Here is a 13,792-nt window from a genome sequence, read left to right on the forward strand (position 1 = left end):
TACGTGACCTCCCCTCGGCTCTGTTCGATCTGAAGCCTCGCCGGTTCATCGTCGCCACCTTCGCGATCGGCGCTTTGCTTCTGTGCGCTTTCCTCATGCACTCTTTCGGGCTTGGTCAGAACCATGAGAGCTTGCCGACCGCGGCATCCACGGTGCACGTCGAGGCTGACGCTGGAAGCCATTCAACACTGGTCGCCGCCAGTCACGGCACCCAAGCGTCAATAGCCCAATCTGACGGCGCCTCGGGTCTTAGCGGCGCGTGCGGTGCGGGCTGCGGCGGATCTGACGCGATACAGATTGCCTGCATACTCGCGTTTCTGAGCACCGTTGTATTCTTCATTTTCTTCCTCCCCCGCCTTTTGTCAACGAATCAAAGGCTTCGTGAGCGTGCGATAGACATGGTCGTGAGCGTGCGGGCTGGTCCTCGCCCGATGACGCCGTCGCCACAGGAACTTTCCATTAGCCGGACTTGATCGGCCTTCTGAGGTTGCGCCACGTGCGCGCCGCCTCAATTCGCCGACCCCAAAATTCTCCGACCCTTTGGAAAGACTCATGAAACTCCGAACACTTTTCGTTATCCCTGGCATCCTCGCAGCTGGTCTGGTCCTGGCCGGGTGCTCGACTGGCCCTGTCGAGTCAACATCGCCGCAGTCCACAACTGCACCATCCGTGACTGAAGACTCCAACTCCGCTGACGTGATGTTCGCGCAGATGATGGTGCCTCACCACGTACAGGCCGTGGAGATGTCCGACGTGATCCTCGCGAAGGATGGGATCGACCCTCGCGTCATCACCCTCGCCGAAGAGATCAAGGCGGCTCAACAGCCTGAAATCGACGCACTCAATGGCATGCTCAAATCGTGGGGCATGCCCCAGGCCTCGACGGACGGCATGGCCATGGATCACGGCGGCAGCATGGACGGCATGATGACCGAAGAAGACATGGCCGCACTCGACGCTGCGACAGGGACAGAAGCAAGCCGACTGTTCCTTGAGCAGATGATCGTTCACCACGAGGGCGCGGTCGAGATGGCGCAAATCGAGGTTGACTCGGGGACGAACCCGGATGCGGTGGCGATGGCACAGGCCATTATCGACGCTCAGAATATCGAGATCGAGACAATGCGCGAGATCCTCCAGAGCCTTTAGCTCACCGTTCGGTGTGGGCGATGTTGCTTTCAGCAATGCCCGCACCGAACCCATACCCCTACTTTGACTTCCGCTGTGCTCCTCGTGGTGAACCCGCGAGGAGCACAGCGGACCGCCACTGAAAGACTATGAAATGAAACGACCAACCGTCCTCGCCACAGCTGCCGCCGCAATCCTTGCCCTCGTGCTGGTCGGCTGTTCTGCGCCTGACACGAACCAGGACTCGGCTGGGGTAGATCTGCTCGCCGAGTACGGCCTCGCCGACATGTCGGCGCCGGAGATCATCAACAGCCTCGACCGAATGAACGTGAGTGATCGCCCATCAGACTTGATCGCATCCGTCCGCCCCGATGCACTCGTTCTCACAGACAATGTCCAAGAAGTGGTCCTGGACATGCCGGATGACGTCACGTATTTGTCGATAGCGCCATACATTGAGCAGACCCATGAGTGCTTCTTCCACAGCCTCACGACCTGCCGCGGCGAGCTGTCGGGGCAGGACATCGAAGTACGCATCGTTGACGACGCAACCGGCGATGTGATCGTCACAGAGTCCACGGCGACGTTCGATAACGGGTTCGCTGGATTCTGGGTTCCTCGTGACCTACAGGGAACGATCGAAGTGACATACAACGGCCGATCTGGCACCACCCCGTTTTCCACCGCCGACGAGAAAGCAACCTGCATCACAACGCTCCAGCTCATGTGAAACGACGTGCCGCCGAATCCTTAGTGACGACGCCCATCTCGCCCCCATCGGGCCGACGTCTCCATCGCGACGTAGCCAGCAATAGACGGGATCTTAAATGAACCAACAGCCAAACCACGACCATCACGGCCACCACCCGTCTGATGGCCACGACCACGGTTGGCCGGACACGCGATCAAAGAGGCGACGTATGCCACCGTGTCGAAGGAGACGCATGTCCTCGATCGAGTCTGCTCCCGCAACCATGCCCGCGACCAAGGAGGAGACCTTCGCTCCCGCGTTCGCGCCTTTGTCGGTTGGGACGGTGAGATGTTTCCCAGCGAGATGCGTGAGGCCTGCCCGTTCGGCGAGGCGCATCACGGGCACCAAGCCCGCACTCGACACGAGGTTCGCGTCGTCGAATGCTGCTGACAGCGCCGCGGGGGTGTGGTTAAATTGCATCTGAGAGATGCCTCCTGGTTGGGGTGGAATAGCAGTTGTGGTAACCACTATTCTCCCAGGTCAGAGAGGCATTTCCCTTATCTCAACGGCTCGTTTCCGGCACGACCATCGGTGAATCCGGGCTTAACAAGCCAACGGATCGAGTGTCCCGTATGGCGACCGGCTTACGGAACAGCCCGGAAAATGGGTCAACGCTCGGCTAAGCACGCCCATATGTTTTTTAGTCAGCGAGGCGTATGCGATCCACTGGCGCAATAGCTGGGATTTTCTTGCTTAGAACGGTCTTCTGCGTGCTCGGAAGTAGCGTCATGTAAGCCGGTTCCATTCCGAACGGCACATCGAAATAATACTCGGCAGTGAGGTTACTTTGAGCGGGAACCTCCTGGCTTCGGTTCCACAATTCATCGACTCTGTGGGACCAATCTTCAACGCATGCCAGAAGTACATTTTCTTTGGACTCCAGACATATTCTGGGAGAGGCGCTGTAGTTCCATAAGTAAGTGGAGGACGTACTTTGATTGTCGATGCCAATCTCGTACTTGTAGAAGTGCCCGCCCCTTTCCGGATACCAAGTGCCAGGGGCCGGATCGAAATTGGTGGCAGATGCATCGGCCGCAAGCTCAACGCTTGGTACGGTTCCACTATCAAGCACCATCAAAGATATGCCGTTTTCCAGGTCAACCGCTTCGTAACCAAATAGATTTTCTGAGGAATTAGCTAGTGGCGCAGGATCATTGAGCTCTTCGTATTCCAATCTCATGACTCCGGATAAATCGTCAGTTGTTGCCGATGATTTGAGTCTTTCAACTTCCGCATTGACCGACTCACTAGCGATTTCTAGACTTTCGAAATCCGAACAGACTGAAGTTTTTGGGTATACGCCACAGGCAATCGCAATCTCATTTACTGATGGCTTTGAGCCTGCCACCATTCCTAACAAGCCAGGGTTCTTATCAAGTGCGCTCAACCACTCGTTGACGTTCTTACATGTATCCAGTGTCTGTCGGATCAGTGATTTGGCTTTATCGATGTCCAACTCGTCAGATGCTTTTTGCGATGAATCCAAGCATGCTGTCGATACCTCCACAAGTTTGCCGTCGGGGACGCCTAACCATTCGCTTTCTGGATCTACGGCGATGTGTTCGGCGTCAGTACGTTCTGAAGTGTTCGTAAGGCAGCCGATATTTCGCATTTCTCCCTGCGCGCTTTCGTATGCGGCCGTATCGGCAGGTATGGCTTTCAGCCATGTGAACAGCTCTGGGCAGTCTTTGCCTGAAGCAATTTTTTCGCTCAATTTTTCTAGTTGTTCTGTGGGCGTAGCTGCACAAGATGAAAGGCCGATGGTCAAGACCATTGTGGCGAGTGCGGCAAGCGCAGCTGGGAATGTTCGCATAAGCAAAATTTATAGCAGGTAAGCCATCAAATCGAGTTTATAGCGAGCTTGAACCGCAGAGGGTTCCCCTTGCGGGCGGCAGTGCTGTGGACTATGGACAGAAATGCTGAGGACTTCGGAAACTGACAGAACCCCGGCGTGTGACTGTTAGTTTCAATTGGCGGTTTATTACCGTTAAAAATGGCGCATCGCACAGCACGGTTCACTTTGGTTCTAAATGGTTGAAGGCGGGGTGCTAATTTCCTGGTGGAAATAGTGCCCCGCCTTCAACATCAACGAAACCAGCGCTAATGTAGGACGTTGCCCGGCTGCTGGGTGAGCTGCTGGCGGTGGATGCGGGCAGCCCGAAGGCCGTTGGCAATCACGATGACTTCTGCGACCTCGTGAACCAGCACTACCGCGGCTAATCCCAGCACTCCGGTAATGGCCAAGGGCAGCAGGACAACGATGATCGCCATTGACAGGACGATGTTCTGATTCATGATCGCTCGGCCCCGTCGGGCATGGGACAAGGCTTGCGGGATCAGTCTCAAGTCATGGCCGGTGAAGGCTACGTCGGCTGATTCTATGGCGGCATCGGCACCGGTAGCGCCCATCGCAATTCCGACGGTAGCGCTAGCCAAGGCGGGGGAATCGTTGATCCCGTCACCGATCATCCCTGTAGGAACCTGCTGCACCGACGAAGTGATTTTACGGGCCTTGTCTTCAGGTCGCAGTTCGGCATGAACGGTGTCTATACCGGCGATTGAAGCCAGCGCGTGGGCAGTACGGGAGTTATCGCCGGTGAGCATCACCACGTCGATTCCCTGGTTATGCAGGTCTCGAATTGCTTCGGCCGCTTCAGGGCGTAGTTCATCGCGCACGCCGATCACGCCAATGACCTGCTCTGCGCGAGTGACCATGACGCAGGTTTGCCCGGAGGCCTCCATGGATTCAACAGCGGAAGCAAGCGATCCTGGGGTAATCCATCGAGGACTGCCGACCCCGACCTGAATACCATCCAGGACGCCGGTAATGCCGTGTCCTGGCTCTTCGTTGACTGCCGTTGCCTCAGGGATCGTGGACACTGCTGCGGTGATGGCCGTAGCTAGAGGGTGGGTGCTGTGCTGTTCCAGGGCGGCGGCAACGGCGAGCACCTCTTCGCGGGTCGCATCATCAACGGCCTGGACTTGCGTGACCGCGGGCTGATTGCGTGTGAGTGTTCCAGTTTTATCCACCGCGATGCGGCGCAGGGAACCAAGCCGTTCGAACGCTGCTCCGCTTTTGATGATGACACCGAACTTGCTGGCAGCTCCGATGGCGGAAACAACGGTGACAGGAACGGCGATGGCCATCGCGCAAGGCGAGGCTGCGACCAGCACGATCAGTGCGCGGGTGATCCAGGTTTCGGGATCGCCGAAGATCGCTCCAAGCACAGCGACCAGTACCGCCAGGACGATGACACCGGGAACCAGCGGGCGGGCAATGCGGTCAGCGAGCCGTGCCCGTTCGCCACGTTCCGACTGGGCTTGCTCGACTAGGCTCACCAACGTGGTCAGGGAGTTGTCCGTGCCGTTAGCCGTTGCAGTGACTACTAGCGCGCCGGATGAATTGATGGAACCAGCAGCAACCTGGTCACCCACGGTTACTTCCATGGGAATTGATTCCCCTGTGATAGCGGAGGTGTCTAAGCTGCTTGATCCCTGGGTGACCACGCCATCGGTTGCCAAGCGTTCACCAGGCTTCACGCGCAGGGCATCGCCAATCTTGATCTCTGCTGCACTGACCACGACTGGTGCGCTGTCACGGATGATGGTGGCGGTTTCCGGGACGAGCTTCAACAAGGAGCGCAGGCCCGAGCGTGCCCTGTCCATGGCTTTGTCTTCCAGTGCTTCGGCAATGGAATACAGGAATGCCAGGGCTGCGGCTTCTTCGACATAGCCGAGGATGACCGCACCGGTGGCGCTGATGGTCATCAGCAGCCCAATGCCGAGTTTCCGTTTCGTGAACAGGTTTCGCAGGGCGCTGGGAACAAAGGTAAATGCGCCCAGCAGCAGGCCGATCCAAAACAGCACCATGGCCACGATGGCGGCGCTCTCGCCGTGGGTGCTCCTTTCAAGGACGAGCCCAGCGAGGAAGAAAACGCCGGAGGCTATGGGTACGAGCACATGCCAATCCCGCCACCAGGGCAGTTCCTCTTCGAATTCTTCGGTGGGTTCCGGTGAATCGCAACCGCAGGCGGAACTCATGCTTGCTCCTCGTGTTCTCGATCGGCGCTGGTGGCGCAGTCAGGGCAGGAAGAGTCCAGGCAAGGTACTTGATCATCGACGGCCAGCGTCACGTCAACCAGGGCGCTCAGAGCGGTGGTGAGGTGCGGATCGGTGATTTCGTACCGGGTGTTGCGGCCTTCCAGTTTCGCCACGACAATTCCGCAGCCGCGCAGGCAGGTCAGATGGTTGGAGACGTTGGCGCGGCTCAGTCCCAGGGTCTGGGCAAGTTCCGCTGGGTATCCGGGTTCGTGCAGCAAGGACAGGAGGATGCGTGACCGGGTGGGGTCGGCCATGGCGCGGCCAAGCCGGTTCATCGCATCGATCCGTGATTCAATGTTCATCATACGATGTACTATACAGCACTTGATGTACTGATAGTTGTGCCAAAAACATTCGTTTTTGACACACTGAAAATGCGGAAATCACATCACGCCAGTTCAGTTGAAAATTCAATGGCCAATTTTTCGTTCATCGGTTCAAAACCCAGTTTCACAATCTAGGGGTCAATTCTGTCGCTGATTGACGAGTTTTGATACATTTCAAGGCATGGGACATCTTCTTGGATACGCGCGAGTGTCTACCGGTGATCAAGACGCGCGCTTGCAGCATGACGCGCTCACTGCTGCTGGGTGCTATCGAATATTCACAGATACCGCGTCCGGTGCGCTTGAGTCACGCCCCGAACTAGATGCAGTGATAGATCAGCTGCGCCCGGGCGATACCTTGGTGGTGTGGAGACTTGATCGTCTAGGTCGATCCATCCGGCACCTCATTGACTACCTTGATACATTGCAGCAACGGGGTATCGAGTTTCGCTCACTGCAAGAGAACATTGATACCAGTTCTTCGGGAGGACGATTAGTTTTCAATATCTTCGCGTCACTTGCCGAGTTCGAACGGGATCTGATCAGAGAACGGACAAAGGCCGGCCTGCAAGCAGCTCGTGCCCGTGGAAAAGTCGGGGGCCGTCCGGCTTTGCTTACCGCCGATAAGCTGCGCACTGCCCGGCAGCTTTACGAGCAGCAAGAAATGACCCTGGCACAAATTGGTGAAGTGCTGGGAGTAAGTCGAAGCACCGTCTACCGCGCTTTGACGAAAACAACGCAAAAATAAAATCCTCGACCTCAACGCCTGCGAGGTTCAGAATGTACCCATGTCGTCGAACAGCGCACGGCCTGAACCAGCCAGTCATCAAGCTCGCGAAGAAACAGCAGCCACCCGGTGGAACGTCCTGGCCCGGCATATCAACGGTGGGCAAACCCTCGTTGAGTTAGCGGATGAAAGCGGCGTAGGGCTGCGCACGTTGCAGCGATGGAAAAATGCCTATGCCAACGACGGAATTGCTGGGTTATTGCCTGCTGCGCCGGCTGGCCGAGAATCGAGAATCCACCCGCAGCTGGTCGCATTCATTGAACGTTCAGCGCTACAGACACCAGTACAAAGCATCGCTCAGATCTACCGTGAGTCCAGCACGGCGGCCAAAAAGAATGGATGGCTAGGTATTTCCTATAGCAGCGTTCGTTCAATCGTGCAGAACCTCGATCCATCACTACGAACACTCGCGCTTCAAGGGCCAGTGGTTTACCGGGATAAATATGAGCTGGTGTGGCGGCACCGGGCCGAGGAACCGAACTCAGTCTGGCAGGCCGATCACACCGAGCTGGATATTCTCATTCTCGATGCGAACCAGAAGCCGGCCCGTCCATGGCTGACGGTGATTCTCGATGACTACTCACGAGCAGTATGCGGCTATATGGTGTTTCTCGGTGCACCCTCTGCATTCTTCACGTCACTGGCAATTCGAGACGCTATCTGGCCCAAGAACGAGCAAACCTGGCCAATGTGCGGGATACCTGATCGGCTCTACGTTGATCACGGCACCGATTTCACCAGCTTGCACCTGGCACAAACAGCTAAGGATCTGCATTTCGAGATCGTTTACTCAGCGGTCGCCAGACCACAGGGACGAGGAAAAATTGAACGGATCTTCGGAACACTCAATACTGAACTTTTACCGACGCTGCCAGGGCATATCATCCGCGGTAAACAATCCTCACCACCCAAGCTCACGCTCAATGAACTAGACAGCAAGATCAGGGCTTTCATTACCGACACCTATCACCAACGAACACACCCGGAAACGAAAACGGCTCCAACAATAGCCTGGCTTAATCAAGGCTGGCTCCCACGCCTACCCGAGTCCATTGATGCTCTGAACCTTCTGTTGCTCACCGTGGCCAAACCACGAATGGTGCACCGCGATGGAGTCCACTTTCAAGGACTTCGCTACATTTCCCCCTTATTGGCAGCCTATGTGCGAGAGCAAGTCACCATCAGGTATGACCCCAGGGACATTTCGGAAATCCGGGTGTTTCACCGAGACTCTTTTATTTGTAAAGCGGTCGATCCTGAACATGAATCAAGTACGGTGACGCTCAAAGATATACAAGCCGCACGCAATGCTCGAAAGCGAGAATTGAGGAATCAAATCAACCTCAAACTGTCATTCGGATCCCCGGCAAAGGTGAACACAGATACGGAACAAGCTCCTATGACGAGTGCCGCGCCATTAACTAGGAAGAAGCTGCGCACGTACCAGGAGGGAAGCTGATGGCAAGCTCTAAACTCATCGTGACCAAAGAACACCGTCGGTTTATAGAGTTCGCGGACGCGGTCAGGCGGCAGAAAACTATCGGTATTTGCTTCGGCCAAGCTGGCGTGGGCAAAACAAACTCAGCTCGGGCCTATGCGAGCTGGGACAAGTTGGAGCCGTTCCTTCAAGGCTGGGGGCCGCGTACTGACGAGGATGAACGGATGTATGCGATGTGCAATCGAAAACGTGCGGTGTTCTATAACCCGCAAGTCATGACCACGGCGAAGCTGCTCAAATCTGAGCTACGGCTCGTATCTACGAGATTAAGCATCTGTGTTGATGAACATTTGATAAGCCAGAACAATCGAAGTTCACCGCCCCATGACCGGCCCGGGAATGTCCAGCTGATTATCGTTGACGAGTGTGAACGCCTGAACGCTGTTGCTGTGGAGTATCTGCGGGACTTTCATGACCGTACCCAAGTCGCATTGATTCTTGTTGGTATGCCTGGGATGGAAAAGCAGTTCAGCCGGTATCCGCAACTTTACAGCCGTATTGGGTTTGCCCATGAGTACAAAGCGCTTGGGCAAGAAGAAATAGTTTTCGTCCTGCAACGGTGGTGGATGAAGCTTGGGCTGACGCTCAATATGGATGATTTCACTGACGCGCAAGGAGCCTGTCAGGAAGTTTGTGTAAGCCCCTAGTCACCTGCGTTATTCAGGGCTCGTAATACTTACTTCAAATACGGTTCAATACGCTCCGGGTACGCCATCGCCAACTGCTGCAGCGCTTGCTTCCAGCCGTTCGTCCCAGCCCCTTCCACCAGATGCGACCCGGCACCAGCCCGCGGGGTGCGGCCCTTCTTCTGCGCATCCTTGAACCGCTCCCGGGCCCGCTTGTCCTCGATATTGCAGATCGCCAGCCACAGCATCTTCACCGCCGCCGCATCGGAGGGGAAATGGCCCCGGGACTTGGTGACCTTACGCAACTGGTAGTTCATCGACTCAATCGCGTTCGTCGTGTAAATGACCTTGCGAAGCTCCGGAGGAAACGCCAAGAACGGGGTGAACCGTTCCCACGCGTTACGCCACGTCGCCACCGCCGACGGATACTTCCGCCCCATCTCGGACGCTTCGAAATCATCCAGGGCCTTGGCTGCGGATTCGATGCTCGGCGCCGTGTAGATGCTCTTCAACTGCGCGCTGACCGCCCGGCGATCCGAGTAGGAGACGAACCGGTTCGCCGCCCTGATCAGGTGCACCACGCAGGTCTGCACCGTCGCCCGCGCCCACGTCGCTTCAATCGCTTCGGGGAACCCGGTCAGCCCGTCGCAGCAAGCGATCAGGACGTCTTTGACGCCGCGGTTGGCCAGTTGGGCGCAGACTTGTGCCCAGAATTTCGCCCCTTCGTTATCGGTGACCCAGATCCCCAGCACGTGCTTGATGCCTTCCACGGTGACCCCGATAGCCATATGCGCGGCCTTGTTCCGCACCTGATGCCCATCACGGACCTTGATCACAATGGCGTCCAGGTAAAGGATCGGGTAGAACTCCTCCAGCGGCCGTTCCTGCCAGGCCGACACTTCGTCCAGCACCTCATCGGTGATCTTGCTGATCGTGTCATGGGACAGCTGGGTACCGACCGTGGTTTCTAGGTGGTAGGCGATATCCCGCACCGTCATGCCCCCGGCGTAGAGGGAAATGATCATCTCATCCAGCCCACCGGTGCGGCGTGAGCCCTTGGGCACCAGGGTTGGGACGAAGGTTCCGGCCCGGTCCCGTGGGATCTGCAGATCGATATCCCCGGCGATCGTGGACACGGTCTTGGGGTAGGAGCCGTTGCGGGAGTTCGGGGCGAACCGGGCGTGCCCGTCCCCTTTGTCGTAGCCCAGGTGGCTGCTGAGCTCGGATTTCAGCCCGCGTTCCAGGCCGGCGCGGATGATCTGTTGGATGAACCCGTCTTTGCCGTCGAGCTGGATTTCACCGCGGTCGATAAAGCCCATGAGTTCATCGAAGGCCCCGGATTCTTTCACCGCGTCCATGGAGCCGAGGGCTGCGATCTTCTCGGCGATGTCTGAGGCGTTTTCCATGCTCTGTTCGGCCTGATCTTTCTGGATGGTCATTCTGTGTTTTCCTAGTCTCTTTCTATCAAGTGACTAGGGCGCGTACACAATCCATCTGACAGGCTCCGCGCAAGCTGTCGGGGCCATTCTTCGCGTGACCCGTGGCAATTTCCGGTTGATCATCAGGCTCTTCGCTCAAATAGAACGCGTCATGAAGATCAATGAGCTCACGACTATCACAGATGAGGTGGTCGATGCTGCTCGTTCAACGCTCGTCATCGGACACACATAGACCGCCATCATTGCTGTAATTAACCGCCAAATGAAGCTAACAGTCACAGGACACCGCAGCCCGTTCCTTCCCACCGCTGTCCATCGTGATGTGTTCCAGCATTGGTAAGCTCTCAGGCGGACGCCACCACGGCATCCACTTGCTGGTGGGGATCGCGGTGTTCTGAACCGTCCCGGAAATCATGCCGTTAGTTATTTAGCGGCATTATTTTTGCGACGGTTCATACGCAAGATCTCCGCAGACACGAGGATTTTCTAGGACAGTGTTAGGGGATACTGATTGCGCTATTTGGTCATCCCGCTGTCGATGACGGAATGATCTCCCAGGTGGCGTCACGTCTAGTCGTGGAAGTCCAACGCATCGCCGGCCTCTCGCGATGCTTGATTGCGGGCAAAGTCGGATTTGAGGGCGCAGGCAATGAACACCGTAGGTTCTCTTGCCTGAATATGTTTGACGATTTCGCAGCACAGCAATGCGCGTACGCGATCTAACACAGATTCGGCGCTACTCAGTTATGTTCAAATCTGTGCCTGGGCGAAGCAGCCGATGCCGCTGGTTGCGCTCAGTTGCGTTTCCTCTACGTCCCACATATATAGAAAATGCACGATGAAGCAATGGCCAATGAAGAGCACTGCAGACGATGAAGAGAATCGAGACACTGATAACAATTGCAACGGCAGCTGCGCGCTCACCGATGTCACCGACGACTTGGTCAGCGCCACCGGGCTCTGTCCTGCATCGGTGGTAATCAGCACGATGCCGCCGGAGCGCCCGCGAAAGAGCGCCTTGAAGTCTTCCGCGGGGGCAGCGACGGCTCCGCCACTGCGATTTTAGACGCGGGGGCTGACAAGCTCCTCGCGCAGCACAGCGGCCCCGGCGCTTAGCGCACTGAGCTTGGCCAATGCCACATCACGCGGGAAAGGCGCCATGCCGCAGTTGGTGCTTGGGATGAGCTTGTCAGCATCCACGTACGCAATTGCCTTGCGCAGGGTTTCCGCCACTTCTTCAGGGGTTTCGACCTGCTGGTTTGCCACGTCGATGGCACCGAGCATGACCCGCTTGCCGCGCACCAGTTCCACGACCTCCAGCGGCACCTTCGAGTGGTGGGATTCCAGGGAAATGGTGTCAATGGAAGAACGCTGCAGCAGCGGGAACGACTTCTCGTAGTGGCGCCACTGGGTGCCCAGGGTCGCCTTCCAGTCATTGTTCGCCTTGATGCCATAGCCGAAACAAATATGCGCCACGGTCTCCGCCTTCAGGCCCTCGCAGGCGCGCTCCAGCGCTGCCACGCCCCAGTCGGCCACCTCGTCGAAAAAGACGTTGAACGCCGGCTCGTCGAACTGGATGACATCCACGCCAGCGGCTTCCAGCTCCCTGGCCTCCTGGTTCAAGATGGCAGCGAACTCCCAAGCAAGCTTTTCGCGGCTGCCGTAGTAGGCGTCGTGCAGGGTGTCCACCATGGTCATCGGGCCGGGCAGGGTCCACTTGATCTGGCGGTCCGTCAGCGTGCGCAGGAACTTCGCATCCTGTACAAACACCGGGGCCTTGCGTTCCACTGCGCCGACAACGCTGGGCACGCTGGCCTCGTAGCGGTCGCGGATCAGTACCGTCTGTTTGTTCTCGAAGTCAACGCCTGACAGGTGCTCGATGAAGGTGGTGACGAAGTGCTGGCGGGTTTGCTCGCCGTCGGAAATGATGTCGATCCCGCGACGGGTCTGCTCCAGCACCGCGGCGCGCATCGCGTCCTGCTTGCCCTCGGCCAGTACCGCCCCCTCAAGCTTCCACGGCGACCACAGGGTCTCGGTTTCCGAGAGCCACGAAGGCTTGGGCAGGGAACCGACAATGGAAGTTGGAAGCAGGGTGTTGGTCATAACTGGTCCTTTGGATTCGTGAGGTATTCAGGGGCTCTTAGGCGGCGGGGACGGCGTAGCCGGCGGCCCAGGCGTTCAGCAGTTCGCGGTTCGGGGTGATGAAGTGTTCTTCGGTGTACCTGCCCTGGCTTGCGCCCAGGCGGGTGCGTTCCTCGCGGTCATAGGAAACCTGGGTGCGCGAGAAGTCCTGCACCTCCAGGCTCGGGCGGTAGACCGCGGGGGCGGGGGAGTTCGCGTTGTAGATCTCGGGGCGGTAGATCTTCTGGAAGGTCTCCATGGTGGCAATCGTGCTGGCCAGCTGCAGGTTGGTGTAGTCGTTCAGCAGGTCGCCGCGGAAATAGAAGGCCAGCGGGGCAACGGAGCCGGCGGGCATGAAGTAGCGCACGCGCAGGCCCATCTTCGCGAAGTACTCGTCGGTCAGCGAGTAGTCGTCCTGCTGGTATTCCAGGCCCAGCACCGGGTGGCTGTTGCCGGTGCGGCGGTAGGTCTTCGAGGTGGAGACGCTGATGCAGATCACCGGCAGCTGCTCGAAGCGCTGGCGGTAGGCCTCCGAATCCAGGAAATGCTGGAAAAGCCGGCCGTGCAGCTCCCCGAAGTCCTCGGGGACCACCGGCTTGCCCGAGGCGTCGGCCGTTGCCGGCAGCAGCACGCTGAAGTCGTAGTCCCGCACGTAGGAGGAGAAGTTGTTGCCCACGATGCCGTGGGTGCGCGTCCCGGTGTAGCGGTCCAGGATGCTGGTGTTCAGCACCTCCAGCAGAGGGAAGTCCTGCGCCCCCTGTGCCGAGTCGAAGTGCACGTTGGCGGAGATGATTTCCAGCCGGAGCGTGAAGCGCTCGCCGTCCGGATTGTCCCAGTGCATCAGGGAATTCAGGCGCCGGTCGATCATCGTCAGCGCGTTGCGCAGGTTCTCCTGGCGGTTTTCGCCGCGGGCCAGGTTGGCGAAGTTCGTCGTGATGCGCGAATCCGTGCTGGGCGTGTAGTCCTCGTCGAAGTCGGTGGTGGTGATGCTGAAAGTGAATGCGTCTGCCATGGC

At 57.7% G+C, this 13,792-nt stretch carries 12 protein-coding genes and 2 pseudogenes; 6 read left to right on the forward strand and 8 right to left on the reverse strand.

What is annotated here, in order from left to right; all coding sequences use genetic code 11:
- Nucleotides 1-552: 552 nt before the first annotated feature.
- Both ACQQZ8_RS03295 and ACQQZ8_RS03300 read left to right on the forward strand, forming a co-directional pair.
- Nucleotides 553-1,149, forward strand: coding sequence for a DUF305 domain-containing protein (locus ACQQZ8_RS03295; RefSeq protein WP_270106561.1), 597 nt, complete (start codon nucleotides 553-555; stop codon nucleotides 1,147-1,149).
- 133 nt (nucleotides 1,150-1,282) lie between these two features.
- Nucleotides 1,283-1,858: a CueP family metal-binding protein gene (locus ACQQZ8_RS03300; RefSeq protein ID WP_431711280.1), complete on the forward strand. Its 576-nt coding sequence runs from the start codon at nucleotides 1,283-1,285 to the stop codon at nucleotides 1,856-1,858.
- A 168-nt stretch (nucleotides 1,859-2,026) separates the two neighbouring features.
- Here ACQQZ8_RS03300 and ACQQZ8_RS03305 read toward each other — a convergent pair.
- From ACQQZ8_RS03305 to cmtR, 4 genes and pseudogenes are all read right to left on the reverse strand, one after another.
- Nucleotides 2,027-2,299: pseudogene (locus tag ACQQZ8_RS03305) on the reverse strand (IS1380 family transposase); the annotation flags it as partial.
- Nucleotides 2,300-2,519: 220 nt separating this feature from the next.
- On the reverse strand, nucleotides 2,520-3,692 hold the full coding sequence (locus ACQQZ8_RS03310) for a hypothetical protein (RefSeq protein ID WP_431711281.1): 1,173 nt from the start codon (nucleotides 3,690-3,692) through the stop codon (nucleotides 2,520-2,522).
- Nucleotides 3,693-3,979: 287 nt separating this feature from the next.
- Nucleotides 3,980-5,920 (reverse strand): heavy metal translocating P-type ATPase, encoded by a 1,941-nt coding sequence (locus tag ACQQZ8_RS03315; protein WP_431711282.1) that lies wholly within the window; start codon nucleotides 5,918-5,920, stop codon nucleotides 3,980-3,982.
- Nucleotides 5,917-6,285: a Cd(II)/Pb(II)-sensing metalloregulatory transcriptional regulator CmtR gene (gene cmtR, locus ACQQZ8_RS03320; protein WP_096288291.1), complete on the reverse strand. Its 369-nt coding sequence runs from the start codon at nucleotides 6,283-6,285 to the stop codon at nucleotides 5,917-5,919. The genes ACQQZ8_RS03315 and cmtR overlap by 4 nt, the downstream gene beginning before the upstream one ends.
- Before the next feature lie 202 nt (nucleotides 6,286-6,487).
- On the opposite strand from cmtR, the gene ACQQZ8_RS03325 reads away from it, so the two are divergent.
- Genes ACQQZ8_RS03325 through ACQQZ8_RS03335 form a run of 3 tightly spaced genes read left to right on the forward strand, consistent with a single transcriptional unit; the run spans nucleotide 6,488 to nucleotide 9,238 of the window.
- The gene (locus ACQQZ8_RS03325; RefSeq protein ID WP_431711283.1) at nucleotides 6,488-7,054 is read left to right on the forward strand and encodes a recombinase family protein; all 567 of its coding nucleotides are present in this window, start codon (nucleotides 6,488-6,490) and stop codon (nucleotides 7,052-7,054) included.
- A gap of 40 nt (nucleotides 7,055-7,094) precedes the next feature.
- Nucleotides 7,095-8,552: a Mu transposase C-terminal domain-containing protein gene (locus ACQQZ8_RS03330; protein WP_431711284.1), complete on the forward strand. Its 1,458-nt coding sequence runs from the start codon at nucleotides 7,095-7,097 to the stop codon at nucleotides 8,550-8,552.
- Nucleotides 8,552-9,238: an AAA family ATPase gene (locus ACQQZ8_RS03335; protein ID WP_431711285.1), complete on the forward strand. Its 687-nt coding sequence runs from the start codon at nucleotides 8,552-8,554 to the stop codon at nucleotides 9,236-9,238. Before ACQQZ8_RS03330 ends, ACQQZ8_RS03335 begins: the two co-directional genes overlap by 1 nt.
- 29 nt (nucleotides 9,239-9,267) lie before the next feature.
- On the opposite strand, the gene ACQQZ8_RS03340 is transcribed toward ACQQZ8_RS03335, so the two are convergent.
- Nucleotides 9,268-10,656 (reverse strand): IS256 family transposase, encoded by a 1,389-nt coding sequence (locus ACQQZ8_RS03340; RefSeq protein ID WP_431711286.1) that lies wholly within the window; start codon nucleotides 10,654-10,656, stop codon nucleotides 9,268-9,270.
- 67 nt (nucleotides 10,657-10,723) lie between these two features.
- On the opposite strand from ACQQZ8_RS03340, the pseudogene ACQQZ8_RS03345 reads away from it, so the two are divergent.
- Nucleotides 10,724-10,888 (forward strand): annotated as a pseudogene (locus ACQQZ8_RS03345) (AAA family ATPase); the annotation flags it as partial.
- Nucleotides 10,889-11,406: 518 nt separating this feature from the next.
- Here the strand turns inward: ACQQZ8_RS03345 and ACQQZ8_RS03350 are convergent.
- The 3 genes from ACQQZ8_RS03350 to ACQQZ8_RS03360 form a co-directional block, all read right to left on the reverse strand.
- The gene (locus ACQQZ8_RS03350; RefSeq protein ID WP_417373710.1) at nucleotides 11,407-11,643 is read right to left on the reverse strand and encodes a hypothetical protein; all 237 of its coding nucleotides are present in this window, start codon (nucleotides 11,641-11,643) and stop codon (nucleotides 11,407-11,409) included.
- A 75-nt stretch (nucleotides 11,644-11,718) separates the two neighbouring features.
- On the reverse strand, nucleotides 11,719-12,759 hold the full coding sequence (locus tag ACQQZ8_RS03355) for a methionine synthase (protein WP_431711287.1): 1,041 nt from the start codon (nucleotides 12,757-12,759) through the stop codon (nucleotides 11,719-11,721).
- A 37-nt stretch (nucleotides 12,760-12,796) separates the two neighbouring features.
- The gene (locus tag ACQQZ8_RS03360; RefSeq protein WP_431711288.1) at nucleotides 12,797-13,789 is read right to left on the reverse strand and encodes a putative oxygenase MesX; all 993 of its coding nucleotides are present in this window, start codon (nucleotides 13,787-13,789) and stop codon (nucleotides 12,797-12,799) included.
- Nucleotides 13,790-13,792: the final 3 nt, after the last annotated feature.

Origin of the sequence: Glutamicibacter uratoxydans, assembly GCF_050753455.1 — a bacterium.
GTDB classification, from domain to species: Bacteria; Actinomycetota; Actinomycetes; order Actinomycetales; family Micrococcaceae; genus Glutamicibacter; species Glutamicibacter uratoxydans_A.

Excerpts from the sequence above, each read along its gene's own strand:
- ACQQZ8_RS03315 (WP_431711282.1), bottom strand. The coding sequence starts at position 5,920 with ATGAGTTCCGCCTGCGGTTGCGATTCACCGGAACCCACCGAAGAATTC.
- ACQQZ8_RS03360 (WP_431711288.1), bottom strand. The coding sequence starts at position 13,789 with ATGGCAGACGCATTCACTTTCAGCATCACCACCACCGACTTCGACGAG.
- ACQQZ8_RS03325 (WP_431711283.1), top strand. The coding sequence starts at position 6,488 with ATGGGACATCTTCTTGGATACGCGCGAGTGTCTACCGGTGATCAAGAC.
- cmtR (WP_096288291.1), bottom strand. The coding sequence starts at position 6,285 with ATGATGAACATTGAATCACGGATCGATGCGATGAACCGGCTTGGCCGC.
- ACQQZ8_RS03330 (WP_431711284.1), top strand. The coding sequence starts at position 7,095 with ATGTCGTCGAACAGCGCACGGCCTGAACCAGCCAGTCATCAAGCTCGC.
- ACQQZ8_RS03355 (WP_431711287.1), bottom strand. The coding sequence starts at position 12,759 with ATGACCAACACCCTGCTTCCAACTTCCATTGTCGGTTCCCTGCCCAAG.
- ACQQZ8_RS03335 (WP_431711285.1), top strand. The coding sequence starts at position 8,552 with ATGGCAAGCTCTAAACTCATCGTGACCAAAGAACACCGTCGGTTTATA.
- ACQQZ8_RS03340 (WP_431711286.1), bottom strand. The coding sequence starts at position 10,656 with ATGACCATCCAGAAAGATCAGGCCGAACAGAGCATGGAAAACGCCTCA.
- ACQQZ8_RS03300 (WP_431711280.1), top strand. The coding sequence starts at position 1,283 with ATGAAACGACCAACCGTCCTCGCCACAGCTGCCGCCGCAATCCTTGCC.
- ACQQZ8_RS03310 (WP_431711281.1), bottom strand. The coding sequence starts at position 3,692 with ATGCGAACATTCCCAGCTGCGCTTGCCGCACTCGCCACAATGGTCTTG.
- ACQQZ8_RS03295 (WP_270106561.1), top strand. The coding sequence starts at position 553 with ATGAAACTCCGAACACTTTTCGTTATCCCTGGCATCCTCGCAGCTGGT.